The organism is Halalkalibacter lacteus (assembly GCF_036663595.1).
GTDB classification, from domain to species: Bacteria; Bacillota; Bacilli; order Bacillales; family Bacillaceae_D; genus Halalkalibacter; species Halalkalibacter lacteus.
This window is the reverse complement of the sequence record NZ_JAWRVL010000003.1, coordinates 88,183-110,375: the sequence shown is the minus strand read 5'-3', so window position 1 is coordinate 110,375 and position 22,193 is coordinate 88,183. Positions and strand designations below refer to the sequence as shown.

Annotated in this window: 23 protein-coding genes; all 23 read right to left on the bottom strand. The window is 38.5% G+C overall.

The window, feature by feature from the left end:
* Window positions 1-63 precede the first annotated feature (63 nt).
* The 23 genes from SAZ04_RS03230 to SAZ04_RS03120 all read right to left on the bottom strand — a co-directional run bounded on the left by SAZ04_RS03230 (window position 64) and on the right by SAZ04_RS03120 (window position 22,172).
* Window positions 64-1,185 carry a Nif3-like dinuclear metal center hexameric protein gene (locus SAZ04_RS03230; protein WP_332690961.1) on the bottom strand — a complete coding sequence of 374 codons (1,122 nt, stop codon included), beginning with the start codon at window positions 1,183-1,185 and terminating at the stop codon, window positions 64-66.
* Window positions 1,173-1,889, bottom strand: coding sequence for a tRNA (adenine(22)-N(1))-methyltransferase (locus SAZ04_RS03225; protein ID WP_332691385.1), 717 nt, complete (start codon window positions 1,887-1,889; stop codon window positions 1,173-1,175). The genes SAZ04_RS03230 and SAZ04_RS03225 overlap by 13 nt, the downstream gene beginning before the upstream one ends.
* Window positions 1,890-2,060: 171 nt before the next feature.
* Complete coding sequence (gene cccA / locus SAZ04_RS03220; RefSeq protein WP_332690958.1) at window positions 2,061-2,438, bottom strand: cytochrome c550; 378 nt, start codon at window positions 2,436-2,438, stop codon at window positions 2,061-2,063.
* Between the two features lie 243 nt (window positions 2,439-2,681).
* A complete protein-coding gene (locus SAZ04_RS03215; protein ID WP_332690956.1) occupies window positions 2,682-3,122 on the bottom strand; it encodes a hypothetical protein in 441 nt (146 codons plus the stop codon).
* A 175-nt stretch (window positions 3,123-3,297) separates the two neighbouring features.
* Complete coding sequence (rpoD, locus tag SAZ04_RS03210) at window positions 3,298-4,419, bottom strand: RNA polymerase sigma factor RpoD (RefSeq protein ID WP_332690953.1); 1,122 nt, start codon at window positions 4,417-4,419, stop codon at window positions 3,298-3,300.
* Window positions 4,420-4,469: 50 nt separating this feature from the next.
* Complete coding sequence (dnaG, locus tag SAZ04_RS03205) at window positions 4,470-6,263, bottom strand: DNA primase (protein WP_332690950.1); 1,794 nt, start codon at window positions 6,261-6,263, stop codon at window positions 4,470-4,472.
* A 57-nt stretch (window positions 6,264-6,320) separates the two neighbouring features.
* Complete coding sequence (locus tag SAZ04_RS03200) at window positions 6,321-6,800, bottom strand: YaiI/YqxD family protein (RefSeq protein WP_332690947.1); 480 nt, start codon at window positions 6,798-6,800, stop codon at window positions 6,321-6,323.
* Window positions 6,801-7,228: 428 nt separating this feature from the next.
* Window positions 7,229-8,044, bottom strand: a complete 816-nt coding sequence (locus SAZ04_RS03195) for a pyruvate, water dikinase regulatory protein (RefSeq protein ID WP_332691379.1) — start codon at window positions 8,042-8,044, stop codon at window positions 7,229-7,231.
* 203 nt (window positions 8,045-8,247) lie between these two features.
* Complete coding sequence (gene ccpN, locus SAZ04_RS03190; protein WP_332690944.1) at window positions 8,248-8,895, bottom strand: transcriptional regulator CcpN; 648 nt, start codon at window positions 8,893-8,895, stop codon at window positions 8,248-8,250.
* 100 nt (window positions 8,896-8,995) lie between these two features.
* The gene (glyS, locus tag SAZ04_RS03185; protein ID WP_332690941.1) at window positions 8,996-11,077 is read right to left on the bottom strand and encodes a glycine--tRNA ligase subunit beta; all 2,082 of its coding nucleotides are present in this window, start codon (window positions 11,075-11,077) and stop codon (window positions 8,996-8,998) included.
* The gene (gene glyQ / locus SAZ04_RS03180) at window positions 11,070-11,960 is read right to left on the bottom strand and encodes a glycine--tRNA ligase subunit alpha (RefSeq protein ID WP_332690938.1); all 891 of its coding nucleotides are present in this window, start codon (window positions 11,958-11,960) and stop codon (window positions 11,070-11,072) included. The genes glyS and glyQ overlap by 8 nt, the downstream gene beginning before the upstream one ends.
* 417 nt (window positions 11,961-12,377) lie before the next feature.
* Window positions 12,378-13,145 carry a DNA repair protein RecO gene (gene recO, locus SAZ04_RS03175; protein ID WP_332690935.1) on the bottom strand — a complete coding sequence of 256 codons (768 nt, stop codon included), beginning with the start codon at window positions 13,143-13,145 and terminating at the stop codon, window positions 12,378-12,380.
* 41 nt (window positions 13,146-13,186) lie between these two features.
* On the bottom strand, window positions 13,187-13,330 hold the full coding sequence (locus tag SAZ04_RS03170; RefSeq protein ID WP_332690932.1) for a YqzL family protein: 144 nt from the start codon (window positions 13,328-13,330) through the stop codon (window positions 13,187-13,189).
* A gap of 363 nt (window positions 13,331-13,693) precedes the next feature.
* Complete coding sequence (gene era / locus SAZ04_RS03165; protein WP_332690929.1) at window positions 13,694-14,605, bottom strand: GTPase Era; 912 nt, start codon at window positions 14,603-14,605, stop codon at window positions 13,694-13,696.
* Window positions 14,598-14,996, bottom strand: a complete 399-nt coding sequence (locus tag SAZ04_RS03160; protein WP_332690925.1) for a cytidine deaminase — start codon at window positions 14,994-14,996, stop codon at window positions 14,598-14,600. The genes era and SAZ04_RS03160 overlap by 8 nt, the downstream gene beginning before the upstream one ends.
* Window positions 14,989-15,732 carry a DUF502 domain-containing protein gene (locus tag SAZ04_RS03155; protein ID WP_332690922.1) on the bottom strand — a complete coding sequence of 248 codons (744 nt, stop codon included), beginning with the start codon at window positions 15,730-15,732 and terminating at the stop codon, window positions 14,989-14,991. The genes SAZ04_RS03160 and SAZ04_RS03155 overlap by 8 nt, the downstream gene beginning before the upstream one ends.
* Window positions 15,733-15,806: 74 nt before the next feature.
* A complete protein-coding gene (locus SAZ04_RS03150; RefSeq protein WP_332691376.1) occupies window positions 15,807-16,139 on the bottom strand; it encodes a diacylglycerol kinase family protein in 333 nt (110 codons plus the stop codon).
* A gap of 37 nt (window positions 16,140-16,176) precedes the next feature.
* Window positions 16,177-16,650 (bottom strand): rRNA maturation RNase YbeY, encoded by a 474-nt coding sequence (gene ybeY, locus SAZ04_RS03145; RefSeq protein ID WP_332690919.1) that lies wholly within the window; start codon window positions 16,648-16,650, stop codon window positions 16,177-16,179.
* Window positions 16,647-18,812 (bottom strand): HD family phosphohydrolase, encoded by a 2,166-nt coding sequence (locus SAZ04_RS03140; RefSeq protein WP_332690916.1) that lies wholly within the window; start codon window positions 18,810-18,812, stop codon window positions 16,647-16,649. The genes ybeY and SAZ04_RS03140 overlap by 4 nt, the downstream gene beginning before the upstream one ends.
* 223 nt (window positions 18,813-19,035) lie before the next feature.
* The gene (locus tag SAZ04_RS03135) at window positions 19,036-20,004 is read right to left on the bottom strand and encodes a PhoH family protein (RefSeq protein WP_332690914.1); all 969 of its coding nucleotides are present in this window, start codon (window positions 20,002-20,004) and stop codon (window positions 19,036-19,038) included.
* Window positions 20,005-20,009: 5 nt separating this feature from the next.
* Window positions 20,010-21,209 carry a sporulation protein YqfD gene (gene yqfD, locus SAZ04_RS03130; protein WP_332690912.1) on the bottom strand — a complete coding sequence of 400 codons (1,200 nt, stop codon included), beginning with the start codon at window positions 21,207-21,209 and terminating at the stop codon, window positions 20,010-20,012.
* Between the two features lie 34 nt (window positions 21,210-21,243).
* Window positions 21,244-21,534, bottom strand: coding sequence for a sporulation protein YqfC (gene yqfC, locus SAZ04_RS03125; RefSeq protein WP_332690910.1), 291 nt, complete (start codon window positions 21,532-21,534; stop codon window positions 21,244-21,246).
* Between the two features lie 110 nt (window positions 21,535-21,644).
* Window positions 21,645-22,172, bottom strand: coding sequence for a hypothetical protein (locus tag SAZ04_RS03120; RefSeq protein WP_332690908.1), 528 nt, complete (start codon window positions 22,170-22,172; stop codon window positions 21,645-21,647).
* Between the last annotated feature and the right edge of the window lie 21 nt (window positions 22,173-22,193).

The following is a 22,193-nucleotide window of genomic DNA, read 5'->3' as shown; positions in this document are numbered from 1 at the left end:
TCACCTTTTTCAGCGGCCTCCTAAAAGGTGGCTTTTTACGCGGAGAAGAAAACCACTTCTCCTTTATACAAATTGGAAGGGATCGGTGTTTAGGTTTGAAGCTACAACGGTTGTTTGGAAGTTATTTGATTCTAGGTATTGTTCAAAAAATGCCTTTACCCCATTTTTCATAATTTTTTCAACATTGTGACCAGGATCAATGATATTTAAACCATCCATCATTGCATCATGGGCAACATGGTAATAGACATCACCCGTTACGATGACATCAGCTCCTTTAAATATCGCATCCTTTATATATTTATTTCCATCACCGCCAAGTACCGCTACTTTTTGTACCTCTGTCGTTAAATCTCCAACAACACGAGCTCCATTTACATCAAACGCTTGTTTTACCTGTTCTGCAAAATCAGCAAGTTTCATGCTTTGTTCAAGCTTCCCAATTCGGCCAAGGCCTACTACTTCTCCTTTATTATCAAGAGGATACACATCATATGCCGGCTCTTCATAAGGATGAGCTTTCATAATGGCTTGGATCACTTTATTCTGAAGATAACTCGGGATAATCGTTTCTACTTTGATCTCATCAACAAATTCTAAAGCCCCTTGTTTCCCAATAAACGGATTCGTCCCTTCTTCTGGCATGAAGGTCCCTTGTCCTTTGCTATTAAATGTACAATGACTATAATTGCCTATATGTCCTGCACCAGCAATATTCATCGCTTCTCTTACTGGTTCAATATGAGTTTCTGGAACAAACACAACAATCTTCTTTAATGAACGTGTCTGAGTTGGCGATAGAACCTCTATATTTTGTAGGTGAAGTGCTTCAGCCATCATATCGTTTACTCCACCTTTTGCAACATCTAGGTTCGTATGAGCAGCATAAATCGTAATATCATGCTTAATCGCTTTAGCTACTATTCTTCCGTGAGGGGATGTAACATCAATCTTTTTCAATGGACGAAACAAAAGGGGGTGATGTGCAACAATTAAATCCACTTCACTGTCTATCGCTTCATCTATTACCCCTTCTAAGACATCTAATGCAATCATAACTTTTTTTATTGGTTTGTTTAACGTCCCAATCATCAAGCCATTTTTGTCACCCTCAACGGCTAGAGATTTAGGTGACCACGTTTCAAAGTGTTGAATAAGTGCTTGACCATTTATTAACTTTGACATTCCAATACCTCCTCTACCATTTTTATTTGATTTAATAAATCTTTACGCTTTTGCTCGACTTGTTCATTTGTAGTTGCTTTTTCAAACTCAGTTACAATTCTTTTCCAATTAACTAATTCACAATTCCACTTTTTTTTGAAAGTACTGTTGCACTCCTTCATTAAAAAAGGGCCTAATAAAAGCTTTTGTTCACTATTTTCTTGGTACAAATCCGAATCATCCCCCCGGTGTGCAACAAGGATCTCATAGATTTTCTCATCCTCCTCTAGAATGTCTTCTGAAATTAATGACCAACTATTATTTCTAAGCCATTTTCGGATGAGATCTGCTGAAACATTCGGTTGAAGAATAAGAGTTGTTACTCCTTCTAGCTTCTCCTTCCCTTCATCAAGAATGGTGGCAATCAATCCACCGCCCATCCCCGCAATCGTAATTGTATTTACTTCTCCCTTTTCAAGAACCTTAAGACCATTGCCTTTTCTTACTTCGATACGATCCTTTAACCCTACTTTGATTACTTGCTTCAAAGCGGACTGAAACGGACCTTCATTCACTTCCCCTGCAATCGCACTCAATTCTGGATCTTGTAAGCATAAATAACAAGGTAAATATGCATGGTCAGAACCGATATCCGCTACTCTAGCCCCTTTTGGTACATAAGTTGCAACCTGTACTAACCTCTCAGATAACTGCCTTTCATTCATCAAATCACCTTTTATGTATAATTTTAATAAACCCAAAACTCTCGCCTTCCCTAGTTCAGTGGAGACCTTCGTTTTCTTTTCTCTTTATTTTACCCTCTCTCACCGAGAATAACTTCTACTACTATTATATAGAAAAGACGAGAGCTCAATTACACACTCTCGTCTTAATATTTATTCAGATTCTGCTAATAAGTATTGGGCAATGGCATCTGCTTCAACGTCATTTAAGTTCGAAACTGCTGGCATATTACCGATACCACCCGTAATGATATCAGCTATTTCTTCTACAGAATATTTGCCATCAAGCCCCGTTAAAGCTGGACCTGCTCCACCACTAAGGTCGCCACCGTGACAACCAATACATGACTGCTGTGCGAGTTCTTGACCAGCTGTAACAGGATCATCAAACTCCGTTACTTCTTCAGCTTCATCTGCATCATCTGCATTCATTTCTGCACGTTGGTCTAGTCCAACAAATGAAAGCACGACCATCAGCAAAATACCAATAATGGCTGTGATCGCAAATGGTAAAAGTGGTCTTCCTTTCATCGTCATATCCTCCTTTAAGTATTATCGGATCACACATATCGTCAAACAAGTATGTAGACGCTTTAAAGATTTCCTTTTCATTCTACTTGAATTTGTTCACAAAGAAAAGCGATTCCTACTACTTTTGCTTTTTTTGTCACTCTTTTATCTACCTTAGCATTAAGTAAAGCAAATATAGCAACCCTATCGTTCCTGCTACTATAAAGATACGATTAGACCATTTCCAGCCTGCTAATAACCATGCTATACAATGCAAGATAGAAAAAACATTATAGATATTGAATGCCCATTTGAGACAACCAACACTATTTGAATGGTTAAAAGAAAAAGAGTGAGTGCAACATTCATATAATATATAGACGATAGTATTGATTTCACTGTTCTAGTTGCAATTAAAAACATAGCTATAGTAAATAAAACGACTATTGCGATTTGCATTATTAAAGAAAAATCAGTAAAATAAATGACAAGAACTGCTAAAACAAACAAAGATTGGACCATTATAAAAGTAAGGAGAGAATACCCATTAAGCAATAAAGGTTGGTTTCTTTTTTTCTCTTCAGTGACTTGCTCTCCTTCCGTATACAATGTAAGCAAGAAATCACAATAATAATTCGGTAATAGTTTGGACTGTTTCCAATATTTTATTTCTTTAATAATTGTTTCTTTTCTTTTCTCATCCATTTCATTCCTCCCGCCAGCAATCATGACAGAATATGAGCAAGTTAAAAGGCCTGATTCCTAACAACCAATCTAGTAGATATTTAATGAAATACCTACTACATGTTTTCGGCAACCAGACCTAATTAATTTATGAAACGATCAACTGTCCTCTGTTTTTACTATTTGACTTTAGTAATTACTCAAGAAAATCCTTCAAACGTTTACTGCGACTTGGGTGCCGAAGCTTACGTAATGCTTTCGCTTCAATTTGACGAATACGCTCACGTGTAACACCAAACACTTTTCCGACTTCTTCTAGTGTTCTTGTACGACCATCATCTAAACCAAAACGAAGACGCAAGACATTCTCTTCTCGATCGGTTAACGTATCTAATACATCTTCTAGTTGTTCTTTCAATAATTCGTATGCTGCTGCATCAGAAGGAGCTAGCGCCTCCTGGTCTTCAATAAAATCACCTAAATGAGAATCATCCTCTTCCCCAATAGGCGTTTCTAACGATACGGGTTCTTGAGCAATCTTCAGAATTTCTCTAACTTTATCAGGTGTTAACTCCATCTCTTGCGCTACTTCCTCAGGTGTAGGTTCGCGACCGAAGTCTTGAAGAAGCTGACGTTGAACACGAATCAACTTATTAATCGTTTCGACCATGTGAACAGGGATCCGAATCGTTCTAGCTTGGTCAGCAATGGCACGTGTAATCGCCTGCCTGATCCACCAAGTAGCATAGGTACTGAATTTATATCCTTTTTCATAGTCGAACTTTTCAACAGCCTTAATAAGTCCCATATTGCCTTCTTGAATTAAGTCAAGAAATAGCATTCCACGACCAACATAGCGTTTTGCAATTGATACAACTAGACGTAAATTAGCTTCAGCTAATCTTCTTTTTGCTTCTTCATCACCTTGCTCAATACGTTTGGCAAGCTCTATTTCTTCTTCAGCCGAAAGAAGGGGCACACGACCAATTTCTTTTAAGTACATTCTAACAGGATCATTTATTTTTATTCCTGGTGGCACACTTAAATCATTTAGGTCAAACTCTTCTTCATCTTTTGCAGCTTGCTGGAGATTCGGGACAACATCGTCCGTCTCATTCAAAATTTCGACTCCCTGTTCTCCCAGGTATTCAAAAAACTCATCCATTTGATCGGAATCTTGATCAAATGCTGCAAGTTTTTCTGTGATCTCAGCATAGGTAAGTACCCCACGCTTTTTACCCGTCTCTACTAATTGTTCTTTCACTTGATCGATAGACAATTCACCTTCCGCTAGTGGGCGTAATGGTTTATCTGCCATTCGATCCCCTCCTTCCATTGTTCACAACCAAAGCACCTTGCCATTTTATGTTACTGAAGCTCTTGTTTCATACGATTAATCTCCATCAAAAGCTTTGCTGCTTCTAAAGGATTTTGCTCGCGCTTCATCTCTAATTCTTTTTGTTGTATTTGTACCCGCTTTGGATAAGTTTCAATCAGATTCATATAATCGAGCAATTCTTGTTCTTGATATTCTTCATTTAACGAGAGCATAGCAAGTTCAGTCGCAATTCTCAAAAGTTTCTCATCCTGCAAACCTTGAACAAATTGACTTGGGTTTGCCACGTGCCCCTCTCCATAATAACTAAAAAGGTAAGCAGCTAACGCCTGATGTTCATCAACATTAAACTCTCCACCAATTCGCTCTTGTACAAGTTCTGCTATATCAACGTCTCTCATCATATGAGCGAGTAAAAAACGCTCTGCGTTTTGATAAGCTGGTAATAGCCTTTTTGCCTCAATAGACTTTCGTATAGGTACTCGTTTATCAGTAGATGTAGATTGATAAGGCTCTTGTTTCCGATTCGCTCGAAAAATTTGGTATTGCTCTTGTTTCAACGCATCAAGAGAGAGAGAAAACTCATCGGCTAATTGTCTGAGATAATGGTCTCGCTCAACAGCTCGTGATAACGTTGAGATCTCAGTCAAAACCTCCTCAATGTAACTCATTCTCTCTGCTTCATTTTGCATGTTCTTTCCTCTACGCAAATACCGCATTTTGAAAGACATCAAGGTTAAGCTGGCCCCTATTACATCCGATTTAAAGCGATCAGCACCGTATGTACGAATATAGTCATCGGGGTCAAGCCCATCAGGCATCTGTGCAACTTTCACAATACAGCCAACTTGCTCAAGTATAGATGCAGACCTGAAAGCAGCCTTCGTCCCTGCTTTATCTGAGTCATAACATATTGTTACCGTTTCTGCATTACGTCTTATCACTCGAGCTTGATCTTCTGTTAAAGCTGTACCAAGCGTAGCAATTGTATTGGACAGTCCCGCCCCCCATGCTGCAATCACGTCTATATATCCTTCAAATAAAACAGCCGATCCCTCTTTACGGATTGATGGTCTAGCTAGATGAAGTCCATAAAGTGTCTTGCCTTTATGAAAGATTGGTGAATCAGAGCTGTTTAGGTATTTAGGCTTTTCATCAGAAATCGTCCTTCCACCGAAAGCAATAACATTCCCTTGCCCATCCCAAATAGGAAACATCAATCTGTTTCGAAAGCGGTCAAAATACCCATCTTTTGATTCACGTTCTCCAATTAGACTTGCCTTCACCATTTCGTCTAGTGAAAAATTACGTTTATTTAATACCGTTACGAGAGCATCCCAACGATCAGGAGCAAAACCAATTTGAAAGTGTTCAAGTTGCTCTTTTGTAAAGGCGCGGTCTTTTACATAAGTTCGCCCCTCTGACCCTTGCTCTGTCAACGTTAGAACATGATAATACAGTTTTGCAGCTAACTCATGTGCAGACCTCATGATTTCTTGTGGTCCCACAGAAGTTTCATGAACTGTTACTTCAGGAAGTTCAATATTCGCTCTACCACCAAGTTTCTTAACTGATTCAACAAACGATAATCCTTCAAGTTCCATCAAAAAAGAAAAAACATTTCCACCCGCACCACACCCAAAACAATGATAAAGCTGCTTTTCTGGTGATACAGAGAACGAAGGTGATTTTTCACCGTGAAAGGGGCATAATCCAATATACTGTCGACCTTGCTTTTTTAGTTGTACAAAATCACTAATTACTTCGACAATATCTGATGAGCGCCTAATAAGCTCAACCTTTTCATCCGGTATCCGATTGCTCATTGTGTCATCACCATTCTTAAAATCATACCAATTTCTCTATAAATTCGAGCTTTTTTGCTATGTTCCTTCTTTTTCCGCAATAATTTTTGTGAACTGTTCAATAAATTTCAAACGGTCAACTTGTCGAAAAGGTTTTGGACCTTTCGTTTTCTCACCCATTCTCCTTTGTTTTTGAGAAAAATAACGAGCGTCCAACATTTGTAACATTGTATCTTCTTGATAAACAACTCCACGAGGAGATAATGCCAGTACTCCTTTTGAAAGTAGTATTGATGCAAGCGCATGATCTTGAGTTACACATACATCCCCTTTATGCACTTTATTCATCAAATATAAGTCGACAGCCTCTTTTTCGTTATCCACAGTTACAACTTTAGCAATGCGCGGTAACGTCAAAGTATGGGCATATGATGATACAAATATCATCTCTACCTTGTGCTGTTTACAAATTTCTACGATCTCATCTTTTACTGGACAAGCATCAGCATCAACATAAATGGTTCGTAATGAAGGATTCATAATAGTTGAATTCAACATTCCCTTCCAAATTCCTGCTATCATTTTAAAGAATTTCGTAGATATTTGTCGAACGAAACGCATTCAAGATGCTTCGTTTTTTTATCCCTTACTATCATTACCAAAAAACGAAGAAAAAGTCTTGACTTTTAAAATTTATTTGTTCTTTTTTTCTTTATGACTAAAAAGTCAAATCTTTTAGAATCACAATTCTCTATTATACGCAACTTTCACTATTTTGACTAGTTAAAACTTAAAGAAGTTTATCAAAACCAAAGGCCTGACCCTTAGAGCAATTTTATGGCGGATACGAAATGATCTCGCCACAATATCATGCATTGCTTAGTTGGGGTCAGACCTCTTTTTAAGGAAATCCTCTTTTAAACGTATACGTATTTGAGGTTATACCCCAAAAATGAAATGGCTTTTTTGCACAACCTCAAATTCCATTATTTTTTTGAAAACATACTGGAAATAAGGTTTGCAGTTTCTTCTACCGCTTTATTCGATACATCAATAACAGGACAGCCTATACGTTGCATTATTTTTTCCGAATAAGCTAGCTCTTCTTTAATTCGATCTAAATTCGCATAATTAGCCTGCGCTTTTAGTCCGAGTGCTTTCAATCGTTCAGCACGGATATCATTTAATTTCTCCGGACTAATCTTTAAACCTACACATTTCTTTGGTGTAATATGAAACAATTCTTTTGGCGGTTCAACTTCTGGTACTAGAGGAACGTTGGCAACTTTCAAACGCTTATGAGCTAAATATTGCGAAAGAGGGGTTTTCGATGTTCGTGACACGCCAATAAGCACGATATCCGCTCGAATAATTCCTCTTGGGTCACGACCGTCGTCGTACTTTACCGCAAATTCAATCGCTTCTACTTTTCGAAAATAATCCTCATCTAGACGATAAATAAGTCCGGGCTCATAGCGCGGCGCTTTCTTTGTAAGCGTACCAATCTTTTCAAGCATTGGTCCGATTATATCAACCGTTTCAACACCAGCATCACTAGCAAGCGTTAACAAATGTTGCTTTATTTCTGGAACTACTAGAGTGAAGGCGATTAAAGCATGTACTTTTTCAGCTAAAATGATTACTTCTTCAATTGTTTCTTTATCTTCAACATATGGGATCCTTCTTACTTCAAGACCCGCACTACTGAATTGACTCGCGGCTGCCTTTACAACAAGTTCAGCCGTTTCCCCTACTGAATCTGAAACGACATAGACAACCGGACGTTGCTTAATTTCTTCCATCATGACCTCCCTCTCCTTCTCTTTCCTTTAAAGTATGTTCAAAAAAAGTTCTAAAGGGTGATGCAAGAGCTTCACTCGCTACGCTCACTATGAGAAAACAATTATAAAAAGTGTGAGACACTTCTTACACCAATTGTAGCGATTTCGCTCATTGCGTCTGAGTTCGTTCAAAAAGAGTAAGAAGCGACCTTTTTAAACGAACTCTATATAATTTCGTCGTTCGCTAAGTCAACTAGTAGTGCGGTTATGTTTGTTTTTGTTATTCGTCCAACAACTTCATAACCTGATCCGTAGTCGACTTCTATCACAATGGGAAGACCATCTATTTGTTTATCAATTAATTTATTGGCAACTTCAATGATTAAATCATCCTGCTTACATACCGTAATATTGGGCATTCGTGTCATAATAATACTCACAGGAACCGTTTCTAACGTTTGTTTGCCAAGGCTTGCTCGTAAAAGGTCTTTTCTTGAAAGCACTCCTACTAATGTAGTTTGTTGATCAACCACAAATAACGTTCCAACATCTTCAAGAAACATCGTACAGATAGCATCATAAACGGAAGCAGAATGCTGTACAACGACTGGCCTTGATTGATAATCATTTACCGTAATGTGCTTCACTTTATCAGCTAGCAGTTGAGTTCCTGACTTTCCAGTGTAGAAATACCCGACACGCGGTCTAGCATCTAAAAAGCCTGACATAGTCAATATAGCTAAGTCTGGTCGAAGCGTTGCTCTAGTAAGTGAGAGTCGTTCAGCTATTTGCTCTCCCGTAATAGGACCACTTTCCTTAACAATCTCTATAATTTGTTCTTGCCTGCTTGTAAGTTTGATTGGTTTCACCATCCTTAGCACATAAAAATGCCACACTAATATAAAATTATTATATACGAATGAAAGCCTTTATGAAAGAAATAACAGGTTGAAACCAACCTCATTCATATTTTCAAGCAAAAACAATCGATTGAAAGTGAGCAAACGAACGAATGACTTCTGAAAGTTCTCGCATGAGGTATAACCGATTAGCTCGTATTGTTTTATCCTCAGTCATTACCATGATGTGATCAAAATATTGATTGATCACTGGTTCAGAACTAGCTAGTACCTCGAATGCTTGCTTTGCATCTCCTTGACTCAAAGCTTCCCTTACAGAGTTCTTCACTTCCTTATAGTGAGTATACAGTGCCTGTTCCTCATCCTTTTCGAATAAGGTTGGGTCAATTGTTCCTTCTCCTTCAGCTTTCTTAGCTATATTTGTCACACGACTTAGCGCCTCAACCACTTTTTTGAAAGACGGATCATCATGCTTTTCCGTTAGAATTTGCGTTTTCTTAATTAAAGTTGGCACATGACCAATTTCATTACTCAACACGGAATCAATGATATCATATTGAACCCCTTGTTCTTGAAGAAGTGCCCTAACACGTAATGTAAAGAATTCAATAAGCTCTTTCTCAATCTCATCATACTCACGTTTTAATAGCTGTCGCCGATTGGCAACATCCAAACTGCTTTTGATTAATTCCTCTAGATTCACATCAAGTTTGTGGTCATTAACCATTTGTACAACCCCTGCTGCTTGTCTTCTTAATGCATACGGGTCTTGTGATCCCGTTGGAATTAACCCAATAGCAAAACACGTTACAATCGTATCGAGTTTCTCTGAGATACTCACAACGGTACCTGCCAACGTCGTAGGACTATGATCTCCTGCAAAGCGAGGTTGATAATGCTCATAAATACCCTTAGTGACTGCCTTATCCTCACCAGCTAATTCTGCATACACTTCTCCCATTCTTCCTTGTAATTCAGGGAACTCGTTTACCATTTGTGTGACTAGGTCAAACTTACAAATTTCCGCTATACGATCAGCTGTTTTTGCCGTACTTGAGTCAACAGAAAGCTTGAGACCTACTGTTTTCACCAAATCCCTCACACGTCTAACTTTATCACCAATTGAGCCAAGCTCTTCGTGATAAACAATTTGTTCTAACCTTTGAAGTGCGTTATCAATACTTACTTTTTGATCTTCTCTGTAGAAAAATGCAGCGTCTGATAAACGAGCTCTGAGTACTTTTTCATTCCCTTTGGAAACATTGTCTAAATGTTGATGATCACCGTTACGGACCGTAATAAAATAAGGAAGTAGCTCTCCTTCTTTATTCTCAACTGGGAAATATCTTTGATGTTCCTTCATCGATGTAATTAGCACTTCTTTAGGTAATGTTAAAAAGTCTTCGTCAAAGCTACCCGAAAGCGCTGTTGGATATTCAACTAGATTATTTACTTCTTCTAGCAATTCTTCATCAATTGGAACAATCCAGCCCTTTCCCTCCGTCATTGATTCAATTTGATTTCTGATTGCTCTTTTTCTTTCATCCTGGTTTGCAATTACATACTCACCGAGTAACGAAACAACATATTCACTTGGTTCTGTAATTTCAATCTCTTTACCAAGAAAACGGTGGCCGTATGTAGTTGAACTTGTTTCGATCGATGTAATTGAAAACGGGACGACTTCTTTTCCAAACAATGCGACAAGCCATCTGATCGGGCGAGCAAATCGTAAATCATTGCTACCCCAGCGCATGTTCTTAGGGAAATGTAGGGAAGTAATGATATCCTTCATCTTCGGAAGAAGCTCAACGGTTTTCTGACCTTGAATAAACTTTTTCGCATGGATATATTCCACACCTTTTACTTCTTTAAAAAATAGGTCCTCGGTTGTTACGCCTTGTCCACGCGCAAATCCTTGAGCTGCCTTTGTCCAATTTCCTTCTTCATCATACGCAATTTTTTTAGCTGGACCTTTTGCTACTTCACTAATATCAGGCTGACTCTCATGTAGTCCCTCAATTAAAATTGCCAGTCGTCGTGGTGTTGCGAATGTACGGATATCGGCAAATTCTAAACGCTCTTCAGCTAACCAAGATTTTATTTTATCTTTTAGTTGATTAACAGATGTCGTAACAAAACGCGCAGGTAATTCTTCTAAGCCAATTTCTAATAGAAAGTCTCTATTACTCATTGTCTTTTCCCTCCTTTTTCTTTAACATTGGGAAGCCTAGTCTCTCGCGCTCATCATAATACAGCCTTGCTGCAGCACGAGCCAAGTTTCTTACACGACCAATATACCCCGTACGTTCCGTGACAGAGATGGCACCTCTAGCATCAAGTAAGTTAAACGTGTGAGAACACTTCAGGATATAATCATAAGCTGGGAACACCAATCCCTCATCTAATGCACGCTTTGCCTCTTGCTCGTAAGTACCGAAAAGAGAGAACAACATTTGACTATCTGATACTTCAAAGGTGTATTTTGAATGCTCATATTCTGGTTGTTTAAAAATATCACCATACGTAAATCCTTCGACCCATTCCAGATCAAAAACATTTTCCTTATCTTGGATATAGGATGCAAGACGTTCTAGCCCGTACGTAATTTCTGCAGCAACTGGATTCGCTTCTAGCCCGCCTACTTGTTGGAAATATGTAAACTGTGTAATTTCCATTCCATCAAGCCACACTTCCCAACCTAAACCAGCACACCCAAGAGTAGGATTCTCCCAGTTATCTTCAACAAAACGAATATCATGCTTGAGTGGATTTATCCCAAGTGCCTCTAAACTTTTTAAATACAGCTCTTGAATATTAATTGGTGATGGCTTCATGATGACCTGAAACTGATGATGCTGATAAAGACGATTAGGATTTTCACCATATCTCCCATCTGCCGGACGACGAGACGGCTCAACATAGGCAACATTCCAAGGTTCGGGTCCGATTGTACGTAAAAGCGTAAATGGACTCATCGTCCCTGCTCCTTTTTCTGTGTCATAAGCCTGCATAATCATACAATTTTGCTTCGCCCAATATTCTTGTAAGGTCAAAATCATATTTTGGACATTCACTTATTATTTCCTCCTCATTTGTTATATGATGACTACGTTTATTCGGAAAGAAAAAAAGCTCTCGTCTCTATGTCGATCGACATAGGGACGAGAGCTTTTCCCGCGGTTCCACCCTAATTATTAAAATCAATAAGTAAAAGACATTGACTTTAATCACTTTCTCCGAATGTACTCCGGAACGCCTTCCTTATCTTCTTAAGCCCTAGCTCACACCACCCTAGGTTCGCTTTCTTACGAGAGGATAAGTACTATTTTCCATCCATGCACCATATAGTATTACTAGCATCATACTAAAAAATGAACGATCGTGTCAATACAGCAAAAATAGAAAAATCAGATCACGTTCTTACTAGGTTAAAAAGCAGAGAAACTTATTCTCAGCTTTCCAACTACAACGATAACTTTAATTCAAAATCTCTATACGTTTTTACCATCTTTAAAATTACCCAACCGTTCCATTTGTTCCAGAAACCGTTTTGATTTCAAACTTAAGCCAGAGTATTCATCATAATAAGCTGAAATAACTTCTTTTAACTCTTGCTTCGTTTCTTTTTTTAAGGAAATTTGTCCAAGTCGTTGCAAGTCTACGTAGAAAAATAATCGTAATAATCTTGCTGCATGAGCAGTTAAGAGATAAGCCCGCTTATCTTTGTACAAACAACACTTACACAGATAACCAGCATGTTGAATCGAAAAAGCGACTGGAACCTCTGTCGAACGGCAACTTACACATTGATCAAGTTCAGGTTTTATACCCGCAACCTCAAGCATTTTCATCTCATAAATTCGAAGCAGTACGTCTGCATCGATTCCTTCATTTAAATAATAGAGCGTTTGATAAAGTAATTCAAAATGATATGGATTTCGACTTTGATCATCGGTCAGTTTATCTGTAAGTTCGACTATGTACGTTGCATAAGAGGCTCGATATAAATCACCTCGAACCTCCCGAAACGAAGTCGTAATGTCTGCTTGACTAAGAGTTCCTAATCCTGTGTTTCGCTGGTAAACAAACGTACCATAGATGAACAATTGAGATGCCGCGGATAACCGATTTTTGGGCTTTTTTGCTCCGCGAGACATAACACCTATTTTTCCAAACTCTCTTGTGAAGAGAGTAACGATTTTATTTGATTCGCCATAATCCGTTGTACGAATCACAATTCCTTCTACTTTTTGAATCATAATTTGTCACCACACATCCTTAGTGAGGTGTCAACATACTACTAGTTTGGAGCGTCGGGTGTTTCAATTGCCTCCACGTCTTCTTGTCTAAATTGATCATCTGAATCCCGCTCTAGTTCTTTCAACAATAAATACGTGTCCAAATTACCTGTCATTGAAAAGACTTTCCAAGAAAAATTGAGCATATCAGAATCCACCTTTCCCATAAGACTAAACGCTCTATACTTGTATGATGACCTTCTTTTCTCTAATCATGTTAAGGAAATATTGTTAATTGAAAACACTTGACATTTATCGAATGTCAGATTTGTCTATTTATATCTATGATAATCGGTCAAATAAAAAAAAACAATGGTTATTCGCCTAACCATTGCGTTCTGAGCTTGTAAAAAAAGGAAAACCACCTTTTTGTCATTAAGTTTGCAATGGCTTCTCTCAGCTGCATGCCAGCTATGAGAAACCCACTCATTGCTCGCTTAAAACCTTGCAGTGGTTCCGCTCATTGCTTGAGCTTGTGCAAAAAGGAAAACCACCTTTTTGTACAAGCTCTAATATTCATCTTCTCTAAAACCAAAGTCTCTTAAATGCGCCGGTTTATTTCGCCAGTCTTTTTGTACTTTGACCCATAATTCCAAAAAGACTTTAGATCCTAGTAATGACTCAATATCTGTTCGCGCTCGTTTCCCTACTTCTTTTAACATTGATCCTTGTTTGCCAATAATAATTCCTTTTTGAGAAGAGCGTTCGACAATAATCGTTGCACCAATATATACAGTTTCGTTGCTTTCTCGCTTTTTCATCTGTTCTATGTTCACGGCAACTGAATGGGGAACTTCTTCCCTAGTTAAATGAAGCACTTTTTCTCTAATTAGTTCGCCAACAACAAATCTCTCAGGATGATCGGTAACTTGGTCACTAGGATAATATTGTGGGCCTTCCTCTAAATACTTCGTTATTTGTTCCATAAGTGTTGGAACATTATTGCCTTGTAAAGCTGAAATAGGAATAACTTCTTTAAAATCATATTTCGTACGATACGTATCAATAACTGCCAACAATTTGTCTGGTTGGATTTTATCAATTTTATTAATGACTAGGAATACAGGTGTACTTGTATTCTCTAGCCGTTCAATGATAAACTCTTCGCCTGACCCAAATACTTCTGCTGCATCAACAACATAAAGAACTAAATCGACTTCCCGTAACGTATTTTGAGCTACTTTCATCATGAAATCGCCCAACTTATGCTTTGGTTTGTGAATTCCTGGAGTATCAATAAAGACAATTTGTGACTCATTACTTGTATAAACACCTTGAATTTTATTTCTTGTTGTCTGTGGCTTGTCAGACATAATCGCAATCTTTTGACCGATAACATGGTTTAACAATGTCGATTTCCCTACATTCGGTCTACCAATGATGGAAACAAATCCTGATTTAAATCCTTTTACGTTATTCATTCATATCCTCCGCTGTAAATGCTCCTGGTAGCAACTCAGCTACCGTCATTTCTAATATATCACCTTTTAAGTTTGAAAGTACTACATTCGTATCTTGGTTGCATAATTCAACCATCACTTGTCGACATGCACCACATGGCGGGACAGGACGAACTGTATCAGCAACAACTGCTACCATTTTCACGTTCCGATTGCCATCTGAGTATGCTTTAAACAAAGCTGTTCTTTCTGCACAATTCGTCAAACCAAATGATGCATTTTCAATATTCGCCCCTAAAAAGACAGATCCATCTTCCATTAGAAGAGCTGCTCCAACTTGAAAGTTAGAATATGGTGCATAAGCCTGTTCTCTTGCTCGCTTAGCTTCAGCTATTAATTGCTGCTTATTCATTATTTTCACCCTTTCTTCTTGAACGAACACGCACAATCATATTCTTCTCGTCTATATCAGTCTCTATTTCTTCTGAAATGGAACCAGGGTCAGGTGGAACGACCACTCCTCCGGAAATAATAAACTTCAATCCTTGTTCGACAGACATATCCAACAAAATAACTTCATCTCGCGGAACAAGTACTAACCACCCTGATGTTGGATTTGGTGTAGTAGGAAGAAATATATTTATACAACCTTTTGACGTTACTCGTTGCACTTCTCCTCTTGATTCCCCTGTTTGAAAGCCCACAGTGTAAAGTCCTTTTCTCGGATATTCAACAAGAACAACATTCTTAAAAGAAGACCGCTCTTGTGCAAATGCATGAATCACTTGTTCAACTGACGTATAAATAGAATTCGCTATCGGGATTTTACGAAATGAACGATCAATTGTCCCCCAAATACGAACTCCCTTTCCTTGGATACGCATGGCACCTACCCACGTAATAAGCGGGATCGTTAAAATAAACCCAATCCCTAATAATCGTTCTGAAAAAGGTGTATATACACCAAGAAAGTAAATCCGCCCATCTTCTGTCGTAATGATGTTTAGTGCTTTTAGAAGATCGGTAATAAATGATCCAAGAAAAGCATCAATAAGCCCAAAAAGAAATTGAATCACATAAATCGTTGCAATCGCTGGCAACAAAAAGATGATCCCAGCAATGATGTTTTTCTGAAATTTCTTCCACATGATAGAGGGTACTCCTCTCAACCAGTTCTATAAGAGATTGTTCAAATAGGTCAGTTTTCACCTTCTTGAACAACCTATAACAAACGCATAATGGCAGGAAAAAAGAGAATGCACCCTATTATAACTGCAAACAGGCAATAAACAAAAACAGCAGCTGCCGCAATATCTTTTGCCCTTTTGGCTAGCGGATGAAACTCTTCTGTTACAAGGTCAACTGTGCGCTCAATGGCTGTGTTCATTATCTCTAACGCGATCATACCTGCAATCACGAGTAATAAAATAAGCCAGTGTAAGAGTGGTAACTGAACAAAATAAGCTACAAACAATACAATGGTTGCAACAACAAGATGAATCTGCATGTTCTGCTCATATTTTATGACATAACAAAAGCCTTGTGTAGCATACATAAATGATCTGAGTAGCCTTTTAAAACCTTTTTTATTTCTATCGCGTAAGTCCATAAGCTGTTAAGATGTCCTCTTGCCTTGAGAACATTTCCTTCTCTTCAGCTTCTGTCATATGGTCATACCCAAGTAAATGAAGCATACCATGAACAGTCAAAAAGCCCAATTCACGTTCAAAAGAGTGCAAATATTCCTCCGCTTGCATTTGAACATGCGACGCGGAAATGATAATGTCACCAAGTATATTCGGCATATCAGGATCAAGAACCACATCAAGCTCATCCTCACTTTGTTCGTTTAACGCAAAGGAAATAACATCAGTCGGTTGATCCTTATTACGGTATTCCTTATTAATTTCTTGAATACGCTTTTCATCAACAATCGTGATCGACACTTCAATATCACCCTCTAATCTTTCTACTTCAGCTGTTTTCTTCACGATTTTTTCTACAAGTAGTTGATGCTCACTAGTCAGTGTTTCAGTTTCGTCATTGAAATCAACTATAACATTCATCCTTTATCTCCCTTTCCTTTTACATCTTCTGGGTATTCAATTCGTTGATGGAACGTTCCTTTTAATGTTTCACAAATAGAGACAGCTATTTGATCAAGTTCTTTTAAGGTTAAGTCAGACTCATCAAACTGACCATCTTCGAGTTTGTCTTGAATTATTTTCCGTACTAACGTTTCAATTTTATCAGGTGTCGGCTTTTGAATTGTGCGTACAGCTGCCTCAACACTATCCGCAATTCCAATAATTGAAGAGACTTTTGTCTGTGCTTTCGGACCTGGATATCGGAACTGTGATTCAGGAACTGGTTTCTCCGCATCTTTATTTGCTTTGTGATAAAAATACTTTAAAAGCGTCGTACCATGATGTTGCTCAGCAATATCAATGATCTCTTTTGGCATTTTATACTCCCTAAGTAAATCCGCTCCATCGTAAGGATGAGCGATAATGATCGTTCTGCTTAATTGCGGTGATATCTTATCATGTGGATTCTCCATCTTCATTTGATTCTCAATGAAAAAATGTGGTCGTTTCGTTTTTCCTAAATCATGATAGTATGAGCCAACACGTGCGAGTAGACCATTTTCACCAATCGATTCACAAGCAGCTTCCGATAAATTTCCTACAACAACACTATGATGGTATGTTCCAGGAGCCTCAACTAATATTTTCCGTAAAAGTGGCTGGTTAGGGCTTGAGAGTTCAATTAACCTAGTTGTCGATAAAATCCCAAAACCCGCTTCAAAAAATGGCAGCAGTCCAATCGTCAAAACAGCAGCTATGAAGCCAGAAAGAAAAGCAAAGCCAACATGCATTCCGATTTCAAACCAACTACTCTGAATAGTTTTCATAAATAAAAGAGCCACAATTGCAACAATATTAATTCCCGAGACGAACAAGCCAGCTCGAAGAATACGGGAAATTCGATTTGATTTACTTAGAAAATAAGCACCAGCAAACGAACTAAACAGTATATAAAAACCGTACGTAAAATGAAACGTCCCTACTGTTTCGTTGTTAAACATTATGCTTCCGACTACAGCAAACATGATTCCAGTAAACAAAGCAAGACGCGTATGGATTAATAGTGTAATCAACATCGCACCTATTGAAACAGGAACAACAAAGCCAATGCCTTGTATTTCTAACCCTTCTAACAAACTAGTTATTTTCATAATTGAAATGGTTACAATGAAAATCAATGTAAACATCAAAAGATGACTATTGTTTTTTTGTACGGATGTTTGCGCTTCATTTACGTAATACGATAACATGCTCGTAATAAGCAAAACAAGAATAGCTAAACCAACATAAGGAAAAATGTTAAAAGAATCATCTAAAAGCCCAACAATTTGGAGTTGTTCATAGATGTCATGATTTATCATTTCCCCCTCTTTAACAAGTAGCTGTCCTTCACGAATTAAAACAGGCTCTACACTTTCAGCCGCTTCTTGCCTTGCTTGCTCGGTTGCCGTTGCATCATAAATATAATTAGGAATAATCGCAAATTGAGCGACCTCAATAATCCCTTCAAGAAGGCGGTTACTCACTGTAGAAATAGCGATCTGATCACTGACTTCCTGTTTCACATCAGCTAGATCACGAATGGAAATTCTTTCACTCATGATTTCATGGACTGCATTTGTTGTTGTTTCTCTTGCAATTTGTAGTTGTGACTCGGACGCTTCTAAAAATGTTGTAAGTGTTTGATCTGAAATGTCATTGCTTGTCCTTGGAGAAAGCACTTCTTTTACAAATTCCACTTGCTGATATAAGCGCTCTCCATCACTTACATTATCCTCTAGATCCTCACCTAAATCTTGTTCTCCGTTCCTCACTTGATTAACTAAATCAAATATATCTTCTACTTTTTTCACTTGATTCTGAGCATATTCTCTTTTCAATTCATAAACAGGGCCAATCTCATCTACCGCCGCACTACGGCGTTCCTCTGTAGCTGTTTTGTGCTCTACCGTAAGAGGAGAACGAATATCTTGATCTGCAATTTGTGAAAGACTTACATCTAACGTATCCGGAATTGCATTTCCTAACAACAATCCATATAGAAACAAACCTATTATTAAAAATAGAAAACCTCTTATGTATTGGTGGTCACGTACACCTTTCCACCACTTTTGTTGGTCAATTGGTGATCGCCTTTTCAAAATAAGTCACCTCATTTCTATTCCATTGTCACATCTATTAAAAGGAAGAGGGTGTCTCATAAGGGTCTGCCCCGACTAGTTAGCACTATACATAGAAGTTGAGCGTATGCACAACGTCATATATTGTACCCTAGGGGTCAGACCCTTTGGTTTGAGTCACCCTCTTCATATTAACGCCTCCCCTTAGGCAAAGGCTTTCTTTATCGATAACGTCACCAAATCATTAACCTTCATCAGTCTCTTTCTGCTCATATGCTTTAATTATTTGTTGAACTAAAGTGTGACGAACAACATCTGACTGTTGAAGATAAATAAAAGCGATATCTCTTACATCCTCTAAAATTTCAATCGCAACTTTTAACCCAGATTTCTTTCCTCGTGGCAAGTCAATTTGAGTTAAATCCCCATTAATGACCATCTTTGATCCGAATCCAAGTCGAGTAATAAACATTTTCATTTGTTCTCTCGTTGTATTTTGTGCTTCATCAAGGATGACAAACGCATCATCAAGTGTTCGACCACGCATGTATGCAAGTGGGGCTACTTCGATTGTACCTCGTTCCATGAGACGTGCCGTTTGTTCCATTCCAAGGACATCATGAAGAGCATCGTACAAAGGTCTTAAATAGGGATCTACCTTTTCTTTTAAATCTCCTGGTAAAAAGCCCAGGCTTTCTCCTGCTTCTACTGCTGGACGCGTTAAAACAATTCGTTTCACATGGCCTTCTTTTAATGCCGTTACAGCCATTACGACCGCTAGATAGGTTTTTCCTGTTCCAGCTGGGCCAATGCCAAATACCATATCTTTTTTTCGCAGTGCTGATACATAGTGGCGTTGTCCAAGTGTTTTAGCTATAATGGGCTTTCCTTTAACATTCGTTGCAACTTTCTCATCGTACAGCTCAAGCAGTTCTTCAAGGCGATGTTGCTGCGCTAACTGAACGGCGTATACAACATCACGCTCAGAAATGGAAATACCTTTCCGAATTAACTGAATTAAAGTAGCAATGATCTTGCTAACCATCTCAGTCTTTTCCTCATCACCTGTAACTAATACTTTTTCACCACGTGTTACAAGGGTTACACCAAGCTGTTCTTCCAAGCGCTTTAAGTGCCTGTCATGAGGACCAATAAGAGCCTGTGTCTCATTGGCATTTTTGACTTCTAGCTGTATCATTTTCACTTCTGACAATAGACTCAATCTCCTTGAATTATCGGTTGCTCCGATGTAATATCTTCTATAACTTGGTAATGTATCCGTAAGTTAACTTTACCATTCTCAACGTCTTCGTGCAAAACTTTTTCACCAATTATCTCAGCATCACTTGGTATATGCTTCTTCAAATCAATTCTTGCACGTTCTCTTGCTGCACGGATCGCTTCATTTTTTGTATACGAACGTTCATACTGTGACGTTTCGAAAAAGTCAGAGCGTTTATAAGTAAATGGCAATGACCATCTAAACAGGTGAAATGGTCTTTCATGGTCGGTTTCTTGAAACGTATCAAAAGTAACTTTTCCAAAGCCCCATATCGGAATATCAAATCCATAAACAGAAAGAAAATGCTTAGACTTTTTTTCACCTGTTACCGTTGTAAAAAGAGTTTCAAGAGGTACAGAAGCTTCAGACTTGTACCAAATTTCACCAAGTACAACAGCTTGGGCTGGCACTAACTCTTTTTCTTCATCTTCTGCATCTTTCTTCCCAATATACCCTGAAACGAGGCGGTCTCCTTTACGTACAAAATCATTTGGTTTCACCTCTGCTTGGCCATGTTCTACGAAAATTTTATGAATAATCGCTTTCTTTGTTGCAACAAGGTGCCTCGGACTATGCCTTTCTGCCTCTTCCGGTAGCTGTTGTTCTACGACTTCAAATTCAAAGGTCGTCCCTTTTTGACGCACTCCAACCCAGGTTGCACCTTGAACCATTTCTGTCACATCTCGTTGGATTCGTTCAACACTTGGCAAAGTAAAGTGGAAAGCACCTCGTTTTATTCCCATATTCGTTACCACTTGCCTAAGCTCATGTTCAACTTGAGGCGAAGCCCCCTTAATTTCTACATTCCAAACCATATTTGAAAGGACGAACATTAAGGTTAAAAAAGCAGCTAAACCCGCAATGAAACCAGACCTGTTTATCATGCGCCTAAATAAAAACGGGAAACCCGTGCGCTGCAGAAATGTGACCTTACAACCGGTTATACGTAACAGGGGGCGAATCCGTTTTGCATCTTCCACATCCATATAACAAACAATTCGCCTATCCCCAGCCCGCTTAATTTGCCAAATGGAAATATCCTCTTCTAAACATCTATTAAGAAATCGCTCTGGATAGTCACCATCTATCCGCACTCGTACATAACCATTAATATGGTTAGTCCAATTATTATTCATTGTAATTTCCCCCCTTCAAAGTCTACGTATATTTCTATGTACGTCGTTCGTCTAAATAGAGGACTTGGTCAATCCGTCCTTCAAGTAATAATTCTTCTGGTAAAATGGTTTTAATAACGAAATTGTCACCTTTTATTAATAACTGGCCCTGCTTAAGTAATAAACGGAGCTCTTGATTTGAGAATTGCAAAACGCCGCGATGATTTTCAATGTATATATGCAATTGCCCTATCATTGTGATTCGCGGTAGGTCCATCATGACATCGGCAGGTAATTGCATCTGCTTCGTCATCCAGTTCTTCATTTGCTGTCTCATTTTTTTCATATCTGAACCCCCTCTCTTCTAATCTTTATGATCAAATTTCAGTTGATATCACAATGAATCGTAGTCATTTACATAAAAAAAGAAGCAGTACCAATTAAGGTACTACTTCATTAACGTTTCCTTATAAATGTATTGTGAGGCTGGCGGGCTCTTGGACGTCCTAAAACTTCTGACCACACAACAGCCTTCATAGCTTCTTTATTAGAAAGTCGATTTAAACCGAGATCGAGCTGCTCACGATCCTTATCTAACGACGGAGCCTCATCTCGTAATTCACGACCTTTCCTTGTGATCTTCTCACGTTTTTGACGCAATTCATCGTAGCGATCTTGCAACTCTTGCTGTCTTTTAACTTGATCACTTTCTGCTGTCACAATAACTGGAGCTGTTTCAGTATTAGGAGAATGCCGACTCGGTTCACGCTCGCTCTCCATTTCTTCTTGCTTAAAAATTTCACGCCAATCAACTTTTTCTTCACGAGGTTGAGAAGGTCGCTGGCTTTGCCTGCCACTTCGTTGGTCTTGTTGCTGCTGCCCGCCACCAGCCAATCGACCAAGCATACTAATAATACCACCGACTATAACAGCAACAAAGATAAAGTTATCAGCAATAAACGTAAATAAGTCTTCTAAAGGCACATTCATCTCCTCCTTTCATTT

Excerpts from the sequence above, each read along its gene's own strand:
- rpoD (WP_332690953.1), bottom strand. The coding sequence starts at position 4,419 with ATGGCAGATAAACCATTACGCCCACTAGCGGAAGGTGAATTGTCTATC.
- SAZ04_RS03170 (WP_332690932.1), bottom strand. The coding sequence starts at position 13,330 with ATGCTCAATTTTTCTTGGAAAGTCTTTTCAATGACAGGTAATTTGGAC.
- recO (WP_332690935.1), bottom strand. The coding sequence starts at position 13,145 with ATGATTCAAAAAGTAGAAGGAATTGTGATTCGTACAACGGATTATGGC.
- SAZ04_RS03160 (WP_332690925.1), bottom strand. The coding sequence starts at position 14,996 with ATGAATAAGCAGCAATTAATAGCTGAAGCTAAGCGAGCAAGAGAACAG.
- dnaG (WP_332690950.1), bottom strand. The coding sequence starts at position 6,263 with ATGAGCAATCGGATACCGGATGAAAAGGTTGAGCTTATTAGGCGCTCA.
- SAZ04_RS03155 (WP_332690922.1), bottom strand. The coding sequence starts at position 15,732 with ATGTGGAAGAAATTTCAGAAAAACATCATTGCTGGGATCATCTTTTTG.
- glyS (WP_332690941.1), bottom strand. The coding sequence starts at position 11,077 with ATGAGTAATAGAGACTTTCTATTAGAAATTGGCTTAGAAGAATTACCT.
- yqfD (WP_332690912.1), bottom strand. The coding sequence starts at position 21,209 with ATGAATAATAATTGGACTAACCATATTAATGGTTATGTACGAGTGCGG.
- cccA (WP_332690958.1), bottom strand. The coding sequence starts at position 2,438 with ATGAAAGGAAGACCACTTTTACCATTTGCGATCACAGCCATTATTGGT.
- SAZ04_RS03195 (WP_332691379.1), bottom strand. The coding sequence starts at position 8,044 with ATGGAAGAAATTAAGCAACGTCCGGTTGTCTATGTCGTTTCAGATTCA.
- SAZ04_RS03225 (WP_332691385.1), bottom strand. The coding sequence starts at position 1,889 with ATGAATGAAAGGCAGTTATCTGAGAGGTTAGTACAGGTTGCAACTTAT.
- ccpN (WP_332690944.1), bottom strand. The coding sequence starts at position 8,895 with ATGGTGAAACCAATCAAACTTACAAGCAGGCAAGAACAAATTATAGAG.
- SAZ04_RS03230 (WP_332690961.1), bottom strand. The coding sequence starts at position 1,185 with ATGTCAAAGTTAATAAATGGTCAAGCACTTATTCAACACTTTGAAACG.
- ybeY (WP_332690919.1), bottom strand. The coding sequence starts at position 16,650 with ATGAATGTTATAGTTGATTTCAATGACGAAACTGAAACACTGACTAGT.
- yqfC (WP_332690910.1), bottom strand. The coding sequence starts at position 21,534 with ATGAAAAAAATGAGACAGCAAATGAAGAACTGGATGACGAAGCAGATG.
- SAZ04_RS03200 (WP_332690947.1), bottom strand. The coding sequence starts at position 6,800 with ATGTTGAATTCAACTATTATGAATCCTTCATTACGAACCATTTATGTT.
- SAZ04_RS03215 (WP_332690956.1), bottom strand. The coding sequence starts at position 3,122 with ATGGATGAGAAAAGAAAAGAAACAATTATTAAAGAAATAAAATATTGG.
- era (WP_332690929.1), bottom strand. The coding sequence starts at position 14,605 with ATGAATAACGTAAAAGGATTTAAATCAGGATTTGTTTCCATCATTGGT.
- SAZ04_RS03150 (WP_332691376.1), bottom strand. The coding sequence starts at position 16,139 with ATGTATGCTACACAAGGCTTTTGTTATGTCATAAAATATGAGCAGAAC.